Raw genomic sequence first — 14,881 nt, forward strand, 5'->3', positions numbered from 1 at the left:
CTATGCTTTTCAGGCAGCGCGCGGGGCGGGGGAAGGAGTGCCGGGCGTGCCGCCCGGCGTGGAAGGCACGGCGACGGGCCGTCCCTGAAGCTGGGCCAGCACCTCATCGCGCGGGCCAAATGCGGCGACCCGCCCGTCGCGCAGCATCAGCACCTTGTTGGCGTTGGCGAGCGCGGAGTGTCGGTGCGCGATCACCACGACGATGCCCTTGCGCGCCCGCACCGAAGCGATCGCGTTCTGGAGCGCGGCGTCGCCGTCGGGATCGAGGTTGGAATTAGGTTCGTCCAGCACCACAAGGAAGGGATCGCGGTAGAGCGCGCGGGCAAGGCCGATGCGCTGCTGCTGCCCCATGGACAGGCCGCCGCCGCCCGGCCCCACTCTCGTGTCGTAACCCTGCGGCAACTGCACGATCATCTCGTGAACGCCCGCGGCGCGCGCCGCCGCGATCACATGTTCAGAGGAGACTTCGGACGAAAAGCGCGCGATATTGTCGCTGATCGTGCCTTCCAGCAGTTCGACCGTCTGGGGGAGATAGCCCATATTCTCGCCCAGCACGTCCATGTCCCACTGGTCGAGCGCCGCGCCGTCCATGCGCACCGCGCCGCGCAGCGGCCGCCAGATGCCGAGCAGCGCGCGGCCCAGCGAGGACTTGCCCGCCGCGCTGGGGCCGATGACGGCAAGGCCGTCGCCCGCCTCCAGATGCAGGTTGATGTCGTTGAGCGTGATGCGCTCGGTGCCCGGGGGCGCGAGGTAAAGCTGGTTGACGCTGAGGCTCTGCTGCGGCGCGGGCAGCGCGATCTGGTGCGGCTTGCGCGCCGGGACGGTGGCGAGCAGCGCGTCGAGCCGCCGCCAGCCTTCACGCGCCGCGCCGAAACCGCGCCAGTTGGCGATCGCCTGATCGACCGGAGCGAGTGCGCGGGCGGACAGCAGCGAGGAGGCGAAGATCACGCCGCCGGTCGCCTTGCCCTCGATCACCAGCCATGCGCCGACGGTCAGGATCAGCGACTGAAGCAGCATCCGCCCGATCTTGCTGACGCCGCCAAGCGACGCCACCGTGCGCGACAGGGCGTGGTGCGCGGCCAGATGCTGACGGTTCACCGCGTCCCAGCGGTCGAGCAGGCGGGTGCGCATCCCCATCGACGCCAGCATCTCGCTGTGGCGGATCTGCGTTTCGGCGAGCGCGTTGCGGTTGCCCGCGATGGGCGCGAGCTGCGTCGTGGGCTTGCGCACCACATGTTCGGTGACAAGCGTCAGGCTGAACAGCGCGATGCTGCCCGCCAGCGCGGTGACGCCGATCCAGAAGTGCAGCAGGAAGAGGGTGCCGACGAAGAACAGGATCCACGGCAGGTCGATGAGGGTGGCGGGGCCGGAGCCGGAGAGGAAGGCGCGGATATTGGCAAGGTCGCGCATCGGCGCGAGGCCGTCCGCGCCGACCCGGTTGCCCGAAAGCGCGGCGTCGGTCATCGCCTCCTGCACGCGCCGCGAAAGCTGAAGGTCGAACCCGTTGGCGATGTCGTTCAGCGTATGGGTGCGCATCTGGTCGAACATGCCCTGAAAGGCATAGACGCCTACCAGCATCACCAGCAGTCCGATCAGCGTCGGCAGGCTGTGGCTCGGCAGCACCGAATCGTAGATCAGCATCATGTAGATCGACCCGCCCAGCAGCAGGATGTTGAGCAGCGCGCTCAGCAGGCCGACAGCGGCGAAAGCGGTCCGGTAGCGCCCGATCGCCGCGCGCAATTCTCCCGGTTCGCCCGATTTGCGAAACATAGCCAGTTAACCCTCAAGATGGTCCGTCGCTCGCTTCGGCGCGGTCATCCCCCGAGCTAGGCGAATTTGGTAAATTTTTGCTGAAATCGCCCGGTTTACCGGCGCTATTGCGACCAACCGAGTGGCAGGGGGCGTTCAGCGCGCCGCCCTGCCCTCCACGCGCGCACGGGTCCAGCGGATGAGCGGCTTTTCGATCAGCAGGTGGATGAGCACGCCGCCGCCGAGCGACAGCGCCAGCAAGCCCGCGACCATGACCGGGGCGGGCAGTGTCAGGTGCAGCTTCGTCAGGACCGTCAGCGCGCAGACCTGAAGATGCAGGTGGAAGAGGTAGATGGAATAGGAAGCGTCGCCCAGCAGTTCGCCCACCCCGGTGAGCAGCCCCGGCGGGCAATGCACCCGCGCCGAAAAGCCCACCAGCAGCGCGCCCGTCGCGCCCATCGTCAGCACGAGGGGGAGCGTCTGTCCCACAAATCCCGTCGCTGCGACCAGCGCGAACAGCAGGATGCCAAGCCCGTAGATGGCAACCAGCGGATGCACCGGCGAACGCCATTCGCCAACCGGCGGGCTGCGCACCCAGGCAAGGCCGAGGATCAGCCCAGCGCCGAATTCCAGATTGACGGTGCTGAACAGGATCGAGGCTGCGCTGTCGATGAAGGCGGTGGTCGCTGTCATCGACCCCAGCGACGCGACATAGGCGATGGGCGACAGCACCCAGATAAGGATCAGCCAGCGCAGCGCTTTCGGCCCGAAGAAGGCGAGGCAGAAGATGAGGTAGAAGAGGAACTCCTGCCGCAGCGTCCAGATGACATCGGGCTTGAGGTTCGAAAAAGGCAGCAGGAACAGCGCGCGGACATAGCCCGCCACCTCGAACCCCGCGCGGTTGGCCGCGAACTGCAGCGCCGCATAGGACAGGATCGCCAGCCACATCAGCGGCACGATCCGCACGAAGCGCTTGGCGAAATAGCTGCGCGCGGTCAGGCGCGGCACCCATTCCCGCCCGCGCAGATTGACCGTCGCGATGATGAAGGCGCTGATGACGAAGAAGATGTCGACGCCCAGAAACCCATATTCGAGCTGCCGGTTGAAGAAGGCCTGCCCGCCATATTTGGGCAGCGCCGTCATCCCCGACGCATGGCTCACCACCACCGCCGTCGCGCAGAAACCGCGCAGGATCTGAAGTCCCTCTAGCTTCTTGTGGTCGGCCATGATCGTCCCCCTGCCCGATGCTTAGGAAGGCTGACGGCCAAAGCCCAGCGCTATTTCGCGCCTCAGCCGCGCCGCATCAATTCGGCACGGTGGGCGTAGAGCGCATCCTCGGTGTAGAGCGTCCCGCTCTGCGCCGCCGCGCCCAGCAGCGCCACCATAGCCGCGCGGTCGGCATGCAGTGCCGCAATCCGGTCCGCCAGCGCCGTGCTGTCGGCTGGGGGCACGAACAGCCCCCCGCCGTGCCGCTCCACCAGCCCGCGCGGATAACCGCCGTCATAGCCGATGATCGGGCATCCCGACACCAGCGCCTCGATCAGGCAGCGCGCCGATTCGGCGGTCCGGTGGCAGAAGAGCAGCATGTCGCTGTCCCGCAGGGCGGCGAGCAGCACGTCGCGCCGCCCCTCGAATCCCGGCAGGTCGACCCTGTCCCCAAGGCCCGACGCTGCGACTCGCGAGCGCATCGCCGCAAGATCCGGCCCGTCGCCGATCCAGCGGGCGGTGAACGGCACGCCCGCCTTGTCCAGCCGCTCCAGCACGTCGATCCAGTCCGACGGCCCCTTCATTGCCGCCGCGCGCCCGACATAGACGATCCGCAAGGGCGCGCCCGACGCGACATGCGCCTGCTTCGCCGCCAGCGCGGCGGCGTCGATCTGGTCTGTCGCATGGGTGTGCGTGTCATAGGTGCAGTGCGGGTCGGGCGCGTGACGCGCATAATGGTCGAACGTGTCGCGCCCCTGCAGCAGTGCGACGCGGCTGTGGCGCAGCAGATGCCGCGTCCATGCTTCCATCGCGGGGGCCATTGCGGCGGCGGCAAGGCGTCTGGGGAAGGGCGCGTCCGCCACCTTGTTGCGCAGCACGCTCGCTTCCACCCGGTCGATCCACGCGGCATAGGCGCGCTTCTGCCCGATCGCCTCCTGCGCCGCGAGCGCGGGCCAGTCGCCCACCAGCCCGCCGATGGTGAAGCAGAGATGCCGGTGCTGCGCCACCAGCGGCGCGAGTTGCGCCCGAACGGCTTTCACATGCCGCGCCATGGCCCCAAGCCGATAGGCCCATGGCAGCGCGACAATATGGATCGTGCCGTCTTCCACGCCGCCGTCCGCATCGACCCAGCTCGCCGATCCCGCACCCGCATCGCCATGATCGACGCCGCAAAAGGTCACGCGGCCGAAATGCTGCCGCCATTGGGCGATGCCTGCTGCCGTCTGGTCGTCGATCTGCCATCCGCGCGGCCCCTTGCGCATCGGCACATGCGTCACCAGCAGCAGCGATTCCTCATGCCCCACGCGCGCTCCTCCCGCTTTCACCCCATCAACGCCCATGGCACGCCCAGCCCCATCGCCAGCCGGATCGCGATCCACGTCCCCGCTATTCCCGCAAGGCCGAGGCTGAACGCCGCGTCCTGCCGCAGGAAGGTCATGCCGAGCCGCCGCTGCGTGCGCAGCAGCAGCAGGTAGCGGCTGACCTCGCCCGCCGGCAGCGCCATCAGCGCGCCGGGCAGGCCGCCCAGCGCAAAGCCGGTCGGCAGCGCGATGGCGATCACGATGCTGCGGACCATGTTGGCGAGGCTGACGAACTGCGGCCGCCCGTGGCCGAACACCGTCGCTTCGTTGAGCGATGCGAGCACCCCGATCCAGCTTCCGACCAGCAGCAGGCACAGCATCCACCCCGCCTCCTCATAGCGCCGGCCATAGAGGATATGGATCGCCCAGTCGGACCAGGCCATCACCGTGCCGATGCCCAGCATCACCAGCGCCACGAACTGACCGCGCGTGCGGGCAAGGTCGCGCCGGGCCGCGCGGTCGAAGCTCTCCCGGTTGCGCGCGATGAAGGGGAAGACGATCTGGAACGCCAGCCGCCCCGCCACGGTCTGCGGCAGGTCCGACACCGTCTTGGCAAGGCCATAGACGCCCAGCATCGCCAGCGGCACGACAAGGCCCAGATAGAGCCGGTCGATATAGACGGCGGCATAGAGCGCCAGCGACGACATCATGATCCACTTGCTGAAATGCAGGATCGCGACGGCATGCTCCCTGTGGAAGGTCAGCCGGTGGCGGACATGGGGCAGGGCGTAGCTGAAGGCGGAGCGGGCGCAGAGGGTCAGCAATATGCCGAATATCGGCGCCCACACATTTTTCAGCGCCACCGCGAAGGCGACATTGAGCGCAAGGCCGGTGACTTCGGTCGCCAGCTCGAACAGGTTGCGCGTGCGCACGTCCATGCGGCGCGAGAGGCTGTAGATCGAGGTGGAGGCGAGTGAGCTGAGGAACGGCGCGGCGCTCATCGCCAGCATCACGGCAACGTCGATGCCATAGGCGTGGGCGAGCAGCGGCGCGAGGCTGGCGAAGGCGAGCGAAATGAGCACGCCGCGCACGATCTGCATCGTCCAGACCGTGTTGAGGAAAGCGGGATCGTCGCCATGCGGGCTGGAGACGACATTCTGTTCGAAGCCGAGGTCGGTGAGCAGGTCGGTGCCCACCCGCGCGGCCTGCGCGATGACGACGACGCCCAACACTGTGGGGCCGAGCAGTTGCGACAGCACGATGCTGGAGGAGAAGCGGATGCCTGCGGACGCGACATAGGTGCCGATCGTCCACAGGGACTTGGCGGCGATCGACCCTTCACCGCTTCGCATGATGATCGCCCCGTCGCTTCACCCCGTCTGCCTTACAGCCATCGCGGCCCAAGTCGATTGCGAATTTTCACGATGCGGGCGGCCCCGCGCCCGCTTCGGGACGCAAATCACCCTTCGCCCCGCAACTAGCCTTATTTCAATCTGACCCGAAGAGGTCTCGTGTGAAGACCTTGTCGCCTGCGGGCTGGAGTTCGGGTGTCATGCGGTTGGCGATGATGACGTCGGAGGTCTGGAGGAACTGGTCGAGGTCGCGGATGACGGGCGATCCGAAGAAGGCGTCTTCATTGAGCGCGGGTTCGTAGATGACGACGGATATGCCCTTGGCCTTGACCCGCTTCATGATGCCCTGGATCGAGGACTGGCGGAAATTGTCGGACCCCGCCTTCATGACGAGGCGGAACACGCCCACGGTTCTGGGCTTCTGTGCGATGATCCGGTCGGCGAGGAAATCCTTGCGCGTGCGGTTGGCCTCGACGATGGCGTGGATCAGGTTCTGGGGCACCTGCGCATAGTTGGCGAGGAGCTGCTTGGTGTCCTTGGGCAGGCAGTAGCCGCCATAGCCGAAGCTGGGATTGTTATAATGCGCGCCGATCCGGGGATCGAGGCTGACGCCGTCGATGATCTGGCGCGTGTCCATGCCGCCTGCGATGGCGTAGCTGTCCAGTTCGTTGAAGAAGGCGACCCGCATTGCGAGATAGGTGTTGGCGAAGAGCTTGATCGCCTCGGCCTCGCGCGCGTCGGTGAAGAGGATCTGCGCGTCCTTCTTCTCCGCCCCCTGAAGCAGCAGCCCGGCAAAGACCCGCGCCCGCTCCGACCGCTCGCCCACGATGATGCGCGAAGGGTGGAGATTGTCGTAGAGCGCGCGTCCTTCGCGCAGGAATTCGGGGCTGAAGATCACCTGATCGGTGCCAAGGCTCGCGCGCACATCGTCGATATAGCCCACCGGAATGGTCGACTTGACCACCACCGTCACGGTCGCGCTGGCGGCGATGGCGGTCGCGATCACCGCGTCGACCGAACGCGTGTCGAACTTGTTGGTGTCGGCGTCATAGTTGGTCGGCGTCGCGACGATGGCGAAGTCCGCTCCCGCGAGCGCTTCCTGCGCGTCCGTCGTCGCGCGCAGATCGAGCGGCCGGTTGGCGAGGAAATCCTCCAGCTCCACATCGCTGATCGGCGACTGGCGGGCATTGAGCTGCGCAACCCGCTCCTCCGATATGTCGACCGCCACAACCTCATTATGCTGCGCCAGCAGCACCGCGTTCGACAGCCCGACATAGCCAAGCCCAAAAACAGCTATCTTCATCTCAACTCTCTCGCTCGCAACAGGGACGCGCGCCGATCAGGCCCGCCCGGACGCATCCGGACCGCCTGTCCTCTCACGGGGTGTTTCTGAAACCGCCCCATAGACTATCCCCACCACGCACACGTCAACCCCTTTGTGACGCAGGGGCAATGAACCGTTGCGCCGCAGCGACGGTCAGTCGGTCGGGAGACCGGCGCGCGCCAGCGCGGCATTCAGGTAGCGGCGAAAGGCGGATGTCCGCCCGGCGTCCCGCGCTCTCAGCCAGGCCAGCGCCACCACCGGACGCCAGCGCGCCAGCATGTCCGGCGTCACGCCTGCGCCCGCCAGATAGCTGCGCCGCATCCGCCGCGCGGCCCAGTCCCGCCACAGGTTCGTCACCCAGTCGTTCGGCCCGACGCCGAAGCGCATCAGCATTTCGGATCGCACCATGTCCGCCGCCGGATGCCCCGCCGCAGCCTTCGACCAGTCGATCACGGCCAGCCCCTGCGCCGTCATCATGACATTGCCGAGGTGGAAGTCGCCATGGCTCAGCGCCGCCCCGTCCGGCAGCGTTTCCAGATAGGCGATCGCCGCCTTTTGCAGGCCGGGGGAGGCCGGACCATAGGCGATGTCGGTCGCCAGCACCTGTTTTAAGGATCGCAGGTCCGCCGGTGCCTGCGCCGCATGGACCGCCCGGAGCGTCGCACCCATCCGGTCGAGCATTTGCGCCGCGCGCATCGGGTGGCGGCGAATCCACGCCATAGCGGTCGGCCCATCGAGCCGGGGGTAGACGATGCCGCGCTGCCCGTCCTGCTCGCGCCGTTCGATCGCGGCGGCGGTCGGAATGCCGCATCGGGCGGCATGGGCGGATGCCGCCGCTTCCCGCGCGATCATCTCGTCCGACACGCTGGCCCGGAACAACTTCAGCACCCGCCCGTCGCCCAGATCGAAAAGCTGCGCGCTCGCGCCTTGCGCGAAAGCGGAGCGGGGCGGGGGAGGGGGGGAGGCTGGCGGAACCATCCTTCCTTCCCTGACGCCAGACGCCCGCGCTTTCAAGCCATGGGGAAATCCGGCGGCCTCCTGGCGAAATAGGCGGCCAGCCCCTCGCGGCCCTCCGCCGAAGCGCCCGCCCGGCTGATCGCACCGGCTTCGCTTTCCAACTGGGTTTCCAGTCCGGTCTGGAAACTGTCGCGCAACAGCGCCCGCGCCGCGCCCACCGCGCCGGTCGCCGCGCGCGCGAGGGTCGCCGCCATCGCCTCGCCCTCGGCGGCCAGAGCATCGTCCTCCACCGTCCGGGTGACAAGACCGATCCGCTCCGCTTCCTCCGCCTTCACGCGGCGGTTGGTCAGGATCATCTCCTGCGCCTTGCGCAGTCCCACGAGGCGCGGCAGCAGCCAGCTCATGCCGCCATCGGGCGTCAGGCCAATCGCGCCATAGGCCGCAGTGAAATGCGCCGACTCCGCGCACAGCACGACATCGCCCGCGATGGCGAGGCTGAGGCCCGCGCCCGCCGCCGGGCCGTTCACCAGCGTGACGAGCGGCTTGGCCATGCGGGCGAAGCGGGCGACCGCGCCATGCAGCGTGCCCGCCAGTTCGAGGAGTAGCGCCTCGACATTCCCGCCCGCAGCCCGGAAGCTGCCCACATCGCCCCCGGCGCAGAACAGCCGCCCCGCGCCGGTCAGCAGGACGCAGCGGATGGCGGCGTCGGTCTGGCAACGGGTGGCGACATCGACCAGAGCGCGCGCCATGGGCATGTCGATGGCATTGCCCGCCTCGGGCCGGTTGAGCGTTACCCGCGCGATCCCGTCCGCGACGGCGAAGTGAACGGGAGAGGCGGTGTCGTTCATCGGCAGGCCTCCATCCGCTCCACCGCCAGCGCGATCAGTTGCGGCAGGCGCTCGGCGCGCTCCCGTGCATGGAGGGACGCCGCCGTGCCACGGATCACCCGGCCCTTGATGCCGTGGAAGATGGCAGCCATCCGGAAGAAATTGAAGGCGATGTAAAAGGCATAGTCCGCGTCCGGAATCGGCGGGCGTCCCACGTTGCGGCAATAGGCGGCGCGATAATCTTCCTCGGTCGGGATGCCGAGAGGACGGGGGTCGGCGCCGCCAAGGCCCGCGACGATCTCCTGCGGCATCCGGTACATCATCGCATGATAGGCGAAGTCCGCCAGCGGATGCCCCAGCGTCGAAAGTTCCCAGTCCAGCACCGCCAGCACACGCGGCTCGCGGGGGTGGAAAATCATGTTGTCGCAGCGGAAATCGCCATGCACCACCCGCGTTTCGTCGCCCGGCGGGATGGCGGTTGGCAGCCATTCGATCAGCCGGTCCATCCCCGGATCGCGCCCCGCCGCTTCGTCCTCCAGATATTGTTTCGACCAGCGGGCGATCTGCCGCTCGAAATAATTGCCGGGCCGGCCATAGTCGCCCAGCCCAATCGTTTCGGGATCGAAGCGATGAAGCTGCGCCAGCGTGGCGTTCATCGCGTCGAAATAGGCGGCGCGCTCCGCCTTCGGAATCTCGGGCAGGGATGCGTCCCAGAAGATGCGTCCTTCCACCATGTCCATGACGTAGAACCAGCTTCCGATGACGGCGTCGTCGGTGCAAAGGCCATGGACGCGCGCGACCGGAAAACCGGCTTGGCCAAGAGCGCCGAGCACCCGTGCCTCCCGCTCCACCGCGTGCGCGCCCTTCAGCAGTTCGCCCGGCGGCTTCCGGCGCAGCACATAGGTCCGCGCCGGGGTCGTCAGCTTGTAGGTCGGGTTGGACTGGCCGCCCCTGAACTGTTCGACCTGCATCGGGCCGGCAAAGTCCGCGACATGGGACGCCATCCAGCGGGCGAGCTCGCCCTCGTCGAAACGATGCGCCTCGCGCACGGGAATCGTCCCGGCGTTGGCGGAGGCGTCGGCCGCGCTCATGTCGCGCCGCTTTCCGCCTGCGCTCCCTTCCAGTCGCGCCTGATCTTCTTGGCGAGGCTCCATTTATGCACTTCGGTCGGGCCGTCATAGATGCGGAAGGCGCGGATTTCCCGGAACACCTGTTCGACGATCGTGTCTGTGGTGACGCCCGTGCCGCCCATCACCTGCACGCATCGGTCGGCGATCCGCATCAGCGCTTCGGACACTGCAACCTTCGTCATGGAGCTTTCAGCCGTGCCGAGCGATCCGCTGTCCAGCACGCCCGCGCACCAGTCGATCATCAGTTCCGCCTGCTTCAGGTCGATCAGATTGTCCGCCAGCATGAAGCCGACGCCCTCATGGTCGATCAGCGTCCTGCCAAAGGCCATGCGCCGGTTGGCATAGTCCGTCGCGATCTCGTTGGCGCGGATGCATGCGCCCAGCCATCGCATGCAGTGCGACAGGCGCGCGGGGCTGAGACGCACCTGCGCATATTGAAATCCTTCGCCGCTGTTGCCTAGCATCTGGTCGGCGGGCACGCGCAGATTGTCGATGGCGACGGTCGCGTGGCCGCCGGGCATCGAACTGTCGATGGTGTTGGGCACCCGCTCGATGCGGATGGCGGGGTCGGGCAGGTCGACCAGAAACATGCAGGCGCCATCGTCCGATTTGGCCATGACGATTCCGACCTTTGCGCCCTGCGCGCCGGTGATGAATGCCTTTCGCCCGTTGATGATCCAGTGGTTGCCATCCCGATGGCAGCGCGTCTTCATCATGGACGGGTCCGATCCCGCGCCGCCATCCGGCTCCGTCATGAAGAAGGCGGAACGGGCGCGCCCTTCGACCAGAGGCTTCAGGAAACGCGCCTGAATTTCCGCGCTGCCGACCTTGCCCAGCAAATACATATTGCCTTCGTCGGGCGCGGCCGTGTTGCAGGCGAGCGGGCCGAGCGGGGAGAGACCCGAAGCGGTCAGCACGGCCGCCGTTTCGCGCTGCGTCAGATGGCTGCCGTCAGGCAGGATATGCGGGGTGAGCACGCCAGCCTCGCGCGCCCTATCCTTGAGTTCCGCGACCAGTTCCTCGGTGGGCGCGCCATGATGGTCACGGCGGGGATCGCTTTCATAGGGGATGACGGTGCCGCGCACGAACGCCTCCACACGCTCGGCAAGCGCAGCGGTGCGTTCCGGCCCGATCCCGCTCATTGCCCGGCGTCCCGCCGCATGTCCGGCACTCGCGTTGTGATCCGCATGTCCTGCCCTCTCCTGATCGCGCCTCTCCGTCAGCCTTCCTCTTGTGCGTGCGGCGGCGGGCGCGCACCTGCCAAAGCTGCCAGCTTGTTTCCTGCGCCGCCATCGGGTGAAAAGCCATCCTCCACGCGCCAACAGGAGAGGGCCATGGTCGACCTGACGAACATCCATCATAACGGCATCGCGGTCGCCGATGTCGATCGGGCCGTGGCGGATTATGGCCGCGATCTCGGGCTGCGGTTCGCTCCGGTCCGCGATTTCGCCCCGCTGCCATTCTGGACGCCGGAGCGTGGCACGCACGAGATCGCGGTGCGTGCGACCTATTCGCTGGGACCGGCGCCGCATCTGGAACTGGTGCAGGGGGAAGGGCCGTTCTACGATCCTGCGCAGGCCACCCACGCGCGCCATATCGGCATCTGGACGCAGGATCTGAAAGGCGACGCTGACCGTCTGGTGGCTTCGGGCTGGCGGGTAAGGGCCGCCAATGCCGCGCCCGATCAGGGCTATGGTGTGATCGCCTATCTCGTGTCGCCGGACGGAGCGCTGCTGATCGAACTCGTCTCGACCGACCTCAAGCCCGTGATCGACGACTGGCTCGCGGGCGCATGAGCCGTGCGGCTTCGCTCCAAATCAGCCGGGAGCGAAGCCGTCCAGCGTCGTGACGTCGGCGTCGAGCCGCACGATCGTCTTGCCGCGCGTCTGTCCCGACATCAGCCGGATAAAAGCGTCGGGCGCGCTCTCGATACCGGTCGCGACATTTTCCGTGGCCTTGAGGGCGCCCGCCCTGATCCAGTCGCCCAGCCTCTGCTGCGCTTCTTCCAGCAGATCGGGATGCTCATAGGCGAGGAAGCCCTGCATCTTGATCCGATGGACCAGCACCTGCCACAGGTTGCGGATCGCGGGCGGATCGTTCTGGTGATTGTAGTTGGCGACCATGCCGCACACGATCACGCGGCCATAATCGGCCATGGCAGGCAGCATCGCGTCCAGCACCGGCCCGCCCACATTGTCGAAATAGATGTTCGCGCCCTCGCCCCCGCAGGCGTCCCGCACGGCGGCGGTCAGGTCGGGGGCGGTGACATGATCGACGGCCGCATGATAGCCCAGATCTTCCGTCACTTCGGCGATCTTGCCCGTGCTCGCGATGCCGATCGCGCGGCATCCCGAAAGGCGCGCCACCTGTCCCGCCACGCTGCCGACCGCGCCCGCCGCCGCGCTCACCACCACTTTGTCTCCCGCCTGCATCTCGCCGATGCGCGTAAGGCCGATATAGGCGGTGATCCCCGACCAGCCCAGCGCGCCCATATAGGCGGTGAGCGGCACGGTCGGGTCGATCTTCACATTCTCGCACGCAATATTGTCCGCGGGAATGATGCTCTGTTCCTCCCAGCCGATGAAACCGCGCGCATGGTCCCCCACGGCAAAAGCCGGATTGCGCGATTCGATCACCTCGCCCAGCACCATCGTGGGGATAAGGCCGCCCAGCGGCACGGCGGGCAGATAGGTGCCGTCTCCTTCGTCCAGCAGGCCGCGGATCGCGGGGTCGATGGCGAACACGCGGTTGCGCGTGCGCACTTCTCCCTCGGCGAGCGGACGGACCTCCTCCTCGATCAGGCGGAAATTGCCGGGCGCAGGCACGCCATGGGGGCGGGACGCCAGGACGATGCGGCGGTTCTTCATGGGATTTCCTGCGGTCAGAGGACGGGCGGCTGCGCGTTCGCGTCGCCGGCGACCAGATAGTCGACATATTTGTGGAAATACTGGTTGCCGCGCTCGTTCCGGCCGAAGATCACGGACTTGAGCGCGCCGGACTCGAGGCCTTTCTGCACCTGCAGGCCAACGCCATAATCCTCCCTGTCCACCACGTCGCTCAGCCAGTCCATCATCCCCTCGATGGCGGCCGCATCCTCCGCATCGCGCGGCGGTTCGCGCCGGATGAACAGCAGGTTGGTGGTGTTGCGGTCCGGCGTCGGGCCGGGGATGAGCTGTGCCACCTGCGTGATTTCGGGCGCGAAGAAGATCGACACGTTGGGGAAGATCGTCCGCACGAAATCATAGCCGCTATTTTCGATATGCCCCCACCGCTCGCGCGGCTCGGCCCCCAGCTTCTCCCTGATCGACACCTGCGGATAGCCGACGCGCATGTGCGGGCCGAAGGCGGTGAAGTGCATGATGTTGGAAAAGGTGCGCGGGTGAATTGTTTCGGGATGGGCGGCGGCGAAATGATAGCCCTCCAGATAGCCGTCATAGGCGATCTTCCAGTTCGCGCCATGGATGCGGCGCGCCCCGCAATAATGCCAGCGGGCAAGGTCATATTCGTCGAGATCGTCCAGCATCCCGCCCAGATGCTTGCCGATGTCCATGTCCGCGTCCTGCGACAGGCTGACCCAGATGATCCCGCCCGCTTCCACGCAGGGCAGGGTGGTGAGGCCGCGCTCCTCCTTGCACACGGGGCCGAACTTGCCCGATTCCGCGACGCCGATCAGCTTCCCGTCATTGGCGAAGGTCCAGGCATGATAGGGGCAGGAAAAGCGCTTTTTATTGCCGTGCCCCTCGGGCGTCAGGATCATGCCGCGATGGGTGCACACGTTCAGCATCGCCGCCACGCTGCCGTCCGTCCGGCGGGTGATGAGAACCGGCTTCCCCATCAGGTCCATCGCCTTGTAGTCGCCGGGGCTGGGCATCTCGGCGGTCAGGGCGGCGAGCAGCGGCAGGCGGTGGAAGATGGTCGCCATCTCCCGCTCGAAATGCGCGGCGTCGGTATAGGCGGATGCGGGCACCTCCATCGGAGCATCGGCGCTGTCGGTGGTGCCGGTCTCGACATATTCGAGCATTCGGGCGGCTTCGTCGCCGATCGTCTCATGATAGCCCATGCGCACCTCTGCCCTCATCCTGTTTGACCTTCACGCTACCGCCCGCCGCGCGCCCGTGGAACTCTGCACAGTCATAGGTGCGGCGATTTTTCTGTGAGTATGACTAGTTGCCCGCCGCTCCCGCCGCCCTAGCCTGAACGCAAAGGACGCACAGGAGAGTGACGATGATAGACCTATCGGGCAAGGTGGCGCTGGTGACGGGCGCGGCGTCGGCGGGCGGGCTTGGCTTTGCGGGCGCCAGCATCATGGCGGCGCAGGGGGCCAGCATCTTCCTCACCGACCTCGACGGCGCGGCGGTGGAGGCGCGCGCCGCCGACCTGCGCGCCGCCGGGCACAAGGCTGTGGCCATGGCGCAGGACGTGACCGACGAGGCGCAGTGGGATGCCGTGCGCGACGCGGTGCTGGCGGAATATGGCCGCATCGACATCCTCGTCAACAATGCCGGCATTGCCGTGCTGCGCCACATGAGCGAGATCACGGCGGCCGAATGGCACCGCCAGATTTCGGTCAATCTCGACAGCGTGTTCCTGGGCACCCGTATGGCGATGGCGCAGATGCGCGCGCAGGGGGGCGGCGGGTCGATCATCAACCTTTCCTCGGTCGCGGGGCTGATCGGCCTGCCGGGCTGCGGCGCCTATGGCGCATCGAAGGGGGGCGTTCGCCTCTTCACCAAGAGCGTCGCTCTGGAAGTGGCGGCGGACAATATCCGCATCAATTCCATCCACCCCGGCATGATCATGACCGACATGCAGAAGGTCGCGATCGCCGACAACAAGGATGTCTATGACCAGCTCGTCGCCGTGATCCCGATGGGGCGGCTCGGCGAACCGAAGGACATCGGCAACATGGTCGCCTTCCTGGCGTCGGACGAGGCGCGGTACATCACCGGGGCGGAGTTCACGGTCGATGGCGGCATGGTCGCGCAATGAGCGAAAGCCGCTGACGCGCGGCCCGATGCGCTCTACAGATTATTGG

Annotated in this window: 13 protein-coding genes; 2 read left to right on the forward strand and 11 right to left on the reverse strand. The window is 67.1% G+C overall.

What is annotated here, in order from left to right:
* Nucleotides 1–9 precede the first annotated feature (9 nt).
* From SAMIE_RS18200 to SAMIE_RS18240, 9 genes are all read right to left on the reverse strand, one after another.
* Complete coding sequence (locus SAMIE_RS18200; protein WP_066701105.1) at nt 10–1,770, reverse strand: type I secretion system permease/ATPase; 1,761 nt, start codon at nt 1,768–1,770, stop codon at nt 10–12.
* A gap of 135 nt (nt 1,771–1,905) precedes the next feature.
* Nucleotides 1,906–2,976 carry an acyltransferase family protein gene (locus SAMIE_RS18205; protein WP_066701106.1) on the reverse strand — a complete coding sequence of 357 codons (1,071 nt, stop codon included), beginning with the start codon at nt 2,974–2,976 and terminating at the stop codon, nt 1,906–1,908.
* 62 nt (nt 2,977–3,038) lie between these two features.
* Nucleotides 3,039–4,259 carry a glycosyltransferase gene (locus SAMIE_RS18210; RefSeq protein WP_162849094.1) on the reverse strand — a complete coding sequence of 407 codons (1,221 nt, stop codon included), beginning with the start codon at nt 4,257–4,259 and terminating at the stop codon, nt 3,039–3,041.
* Nucleotides 4,260–4,276: 17 nt separating this feature from the next.
* Nucleotides 4,277–5,608 carry an oligosaccharide flippase family protein gene (locus SAMIE_RS18215; protein ID WP_066701107.1) on the reverse strand — a complete coding sequence of 444 codons (1,332 nt, stop codon included), beginning with the start codon at nt 5,606–5,608 and terminating at the stop codon, nt 4,277–4,279.
* Nucleotides 5,609–5,744: 136 nt separating this feature from the next.
* The gene (locus tag SAMIE_RS18220; RefSeq protein ID WP_083952655.1) at nt 5,745–6,911 is read right to left on the reverse strand and encodes a nucleotide sugar dehydrogenase; all 1,167 of its coding nucleotides are present in this window, start codon (nt 6,909–6,911) and stop codon (nt 5,745–5,747) included.
* A 174-nt stretch (nt 6,912–7,085) separates the two neighbouring features.
* Nucleotides 7,086–7,910 carry a phosphotransferase family protein gene (locus tag SAMIE_RS18225; RefSeq protein ID WP_066695766.1) on the reverse strand — a complete coding sequence of 275 codons (825 nt, stop codon included), beginning with the start codon at nt 7,908–7,910 and terminating at the stop codon, nt 7,086–7,088.
* A 32-nt stretch (nt 7,911–7,942) separates the two neighbouring features.
* Nucleotides 7,943–8,737: an enoyl-CoA hydratase/isomerase family protein gene (locus SAMIE_RS18230; protein ID WP_066695768.1), complete on the reverse strand. Its 795-nt coding sequence runs from the start codon at nt 8,735–8,737 to the stop codon at nt 7,943–7,945.
* A complete protein-coding gene (locus SAMIE_RS18235; protein WP_066695773.1) occupies nt 8,734–9,807 on the reverse strand; it encodes a phosphotransferase in 1,074 nt (357 codons plus the stop codon). The genes SAMIE_RS18230 and SAMIE_RS18235 overlap by 4 nt, the downstream gene beginning before the upstream one ends.
* Nucleotides 9,804–10,988 carry an acyl-CoA dehydrogenase family protein gene (locus SAMIE_RS18240; RefSeq protein WP_066695774.1) on the reverse strand — a complete coding sequence of 395 codons (1,185 nt, stop codon included), beginning with the start codon at nt 10,986–10,988 and terminating at the stop codon, nt 9,804–9,806. Before SAMIE_RS18240 ends, SAMIE_RS18235 begins: the two co-directional genes overlap by 4 nt.
* Nucleotides 10,989–11,180: 192 nt before the next feature.
* Here SAMIE_RS18240 and SAMIE_RS18245 point away from each other — a divergent pair, with 192 nt between their 5' ends.
* Nucleotides 11,181–11,642, forward strand: a complete 462-nt coding sequence (locus tag SAMIE_RS18245; protein WP_066695775.1) for a VOC family protein — start codon at nt 11,181–11,183, stop codon at nt 11,640–11,642.
* A gap of 21 nt (nt 11,643–11,663) precedes the next feature.
* On the opposite strand, the gene SAMIE_RS18250 is transcribed toward SAMIE_RS18245, so the two are convergent.
* Together SAMIE_RS18250 and SAMIE_RS18255 are read right to left on the reverse strand one after the other, a co-directional pair.
* Nucleotides 11,664–12,713: an NADP-dependent oxidoreductase gene (locus SAMIE_RS18250; protein ID WP_066695778.1), complete on the reverse strand. Its 1,050-nt coding sequence runs from the start codon at nt 12,711–12,713 to the stop codon at nt 11,664–11,666.
* A gap of 14 nt (nt 12,714–12,727) precedes the next feature.
* Nucleotides 12,728–13,924, reverse strand: a complete 1,197-nt coding sequence (locus tag SAMIE_RS18255; protein WP_232037300.1) for an aromatic ring-hydroxylating oxygenase subunit alpha — start codon at nt 13,922–13,924, stop codon at nt 12,728–12,730.
* Between the two features lie 146 nt (nt 13,925–14,070).
* On the opposite strand from SAMIE_RS18255, the gene SAMIE_RS18260 reads away from it, so the two are divergent.
* Nucleotides 14,071–14,835, forward strand: a complete 765-nt coding sequence (locus SAMIE_RS18260) for an SDR family NAD(P)-dependent oxidoreductase (protein ID WP_066695784.1) — start codon at nt 14,071–14,073, stop codon at nt 14,833–14,835.
* Nucleotides 14,836–14,881: the final 46 nt, after the last annotated feature.

Source organism: Sphingobium amiense (assembly GCF_003967075.1).
GTDB classification, from domain to species: domain Bacteria; phylum Pseudomonadota; class Alphaproteobacteria; order Sphingomonadales; family Sphingomonadaceae; genus Sphingobium; species Sphingobium amiense.

Coding starts and splice junctions, on each gene's coding strand:
- SAMIE_RS18235 (WP_066695773.1), bottom strand. CDS start 9,807: ATGAGCGCGGCCGACGCCTCCGCCAACGCCGGGACGATTCCCGTGCGC.
- SAMIE_RS18240 (WP_066695774.1), bottom strand. CDS start 10,988: ATGAGCGGGATCGGGCCGGAACGCACCGCTGCGCTTGCCGAGCGTGTG.
- SAMIE_RS18220 (WP_083952655.1), bottom strand. CDS start 6,911: ATGAAGATAGCTGTTTTTGGGCTTGGCTATGTCGGGCTGTCGAACGCG.
- SAMIE_RS18215 (WP_066701107.1), bottom strand. CDS start 5,608: ATGCGAAGCGGTGAAGGGTCGATCGCCGCCAAGTCCCTGTGGACGATC.
- SAMIE_RS18255 (WP_232037300.1), bottom strand. CDS start 13,924: ATGAGGGCAGAGGTGCGCATGGGCTATCATGAGACGATCGGCGACGAA.
- SAMIE_RS18200 (WP_066701105.1), bottom strand. CDS start 1,770: ATGTTTCGCAAATCGGGCGAACCGGGAGAATTGCGCGCGGCGATCGGG.
- SAMIE_RS18230 (WP_066695768.1), bottom strand. CDS start 8,737: ATGAACGACACCGCCTCTCCCGTTCACTTCGCCGTCGCGGACGGGATC.
- SAMIE_RS18245 (WP_066695775.1), top strand. CDS start 11,181: ATGGTCGACCTGACGAACATCCATCATAACGGCATCGCGGTCGCCGAT.
- SAMIE_RS18205 (WP_066701106.1), bottom strand. CDS start 2,976: ATGGCCGACCACAAGAAGCTAGAGGGACTTCAGATCCTGCGCGGTTTC.
- SAMIE_RS18260 (WP_066695784.1), top strand. CDS start 14,071: ATGATAGACCTATCGGGCAAGGTGGCGCTGGTGACGGGCGCGGCGTCG.
- SAMIE_RS18225 (WP_066695766.1), bottom strand. CDS start 7,910: ATGGTTCCGCCAGCCTCCCCCCCTCCCCCGCCCCGCTCCGCTTTCGCG.
- SAMIE_RS18250 (WP_066695778.1), bottom strand. CDS start 12,713: ATGAAGAACCGCCGCATCGTCCTGGCGTCCCGCCCCCATGGCGTGCCT.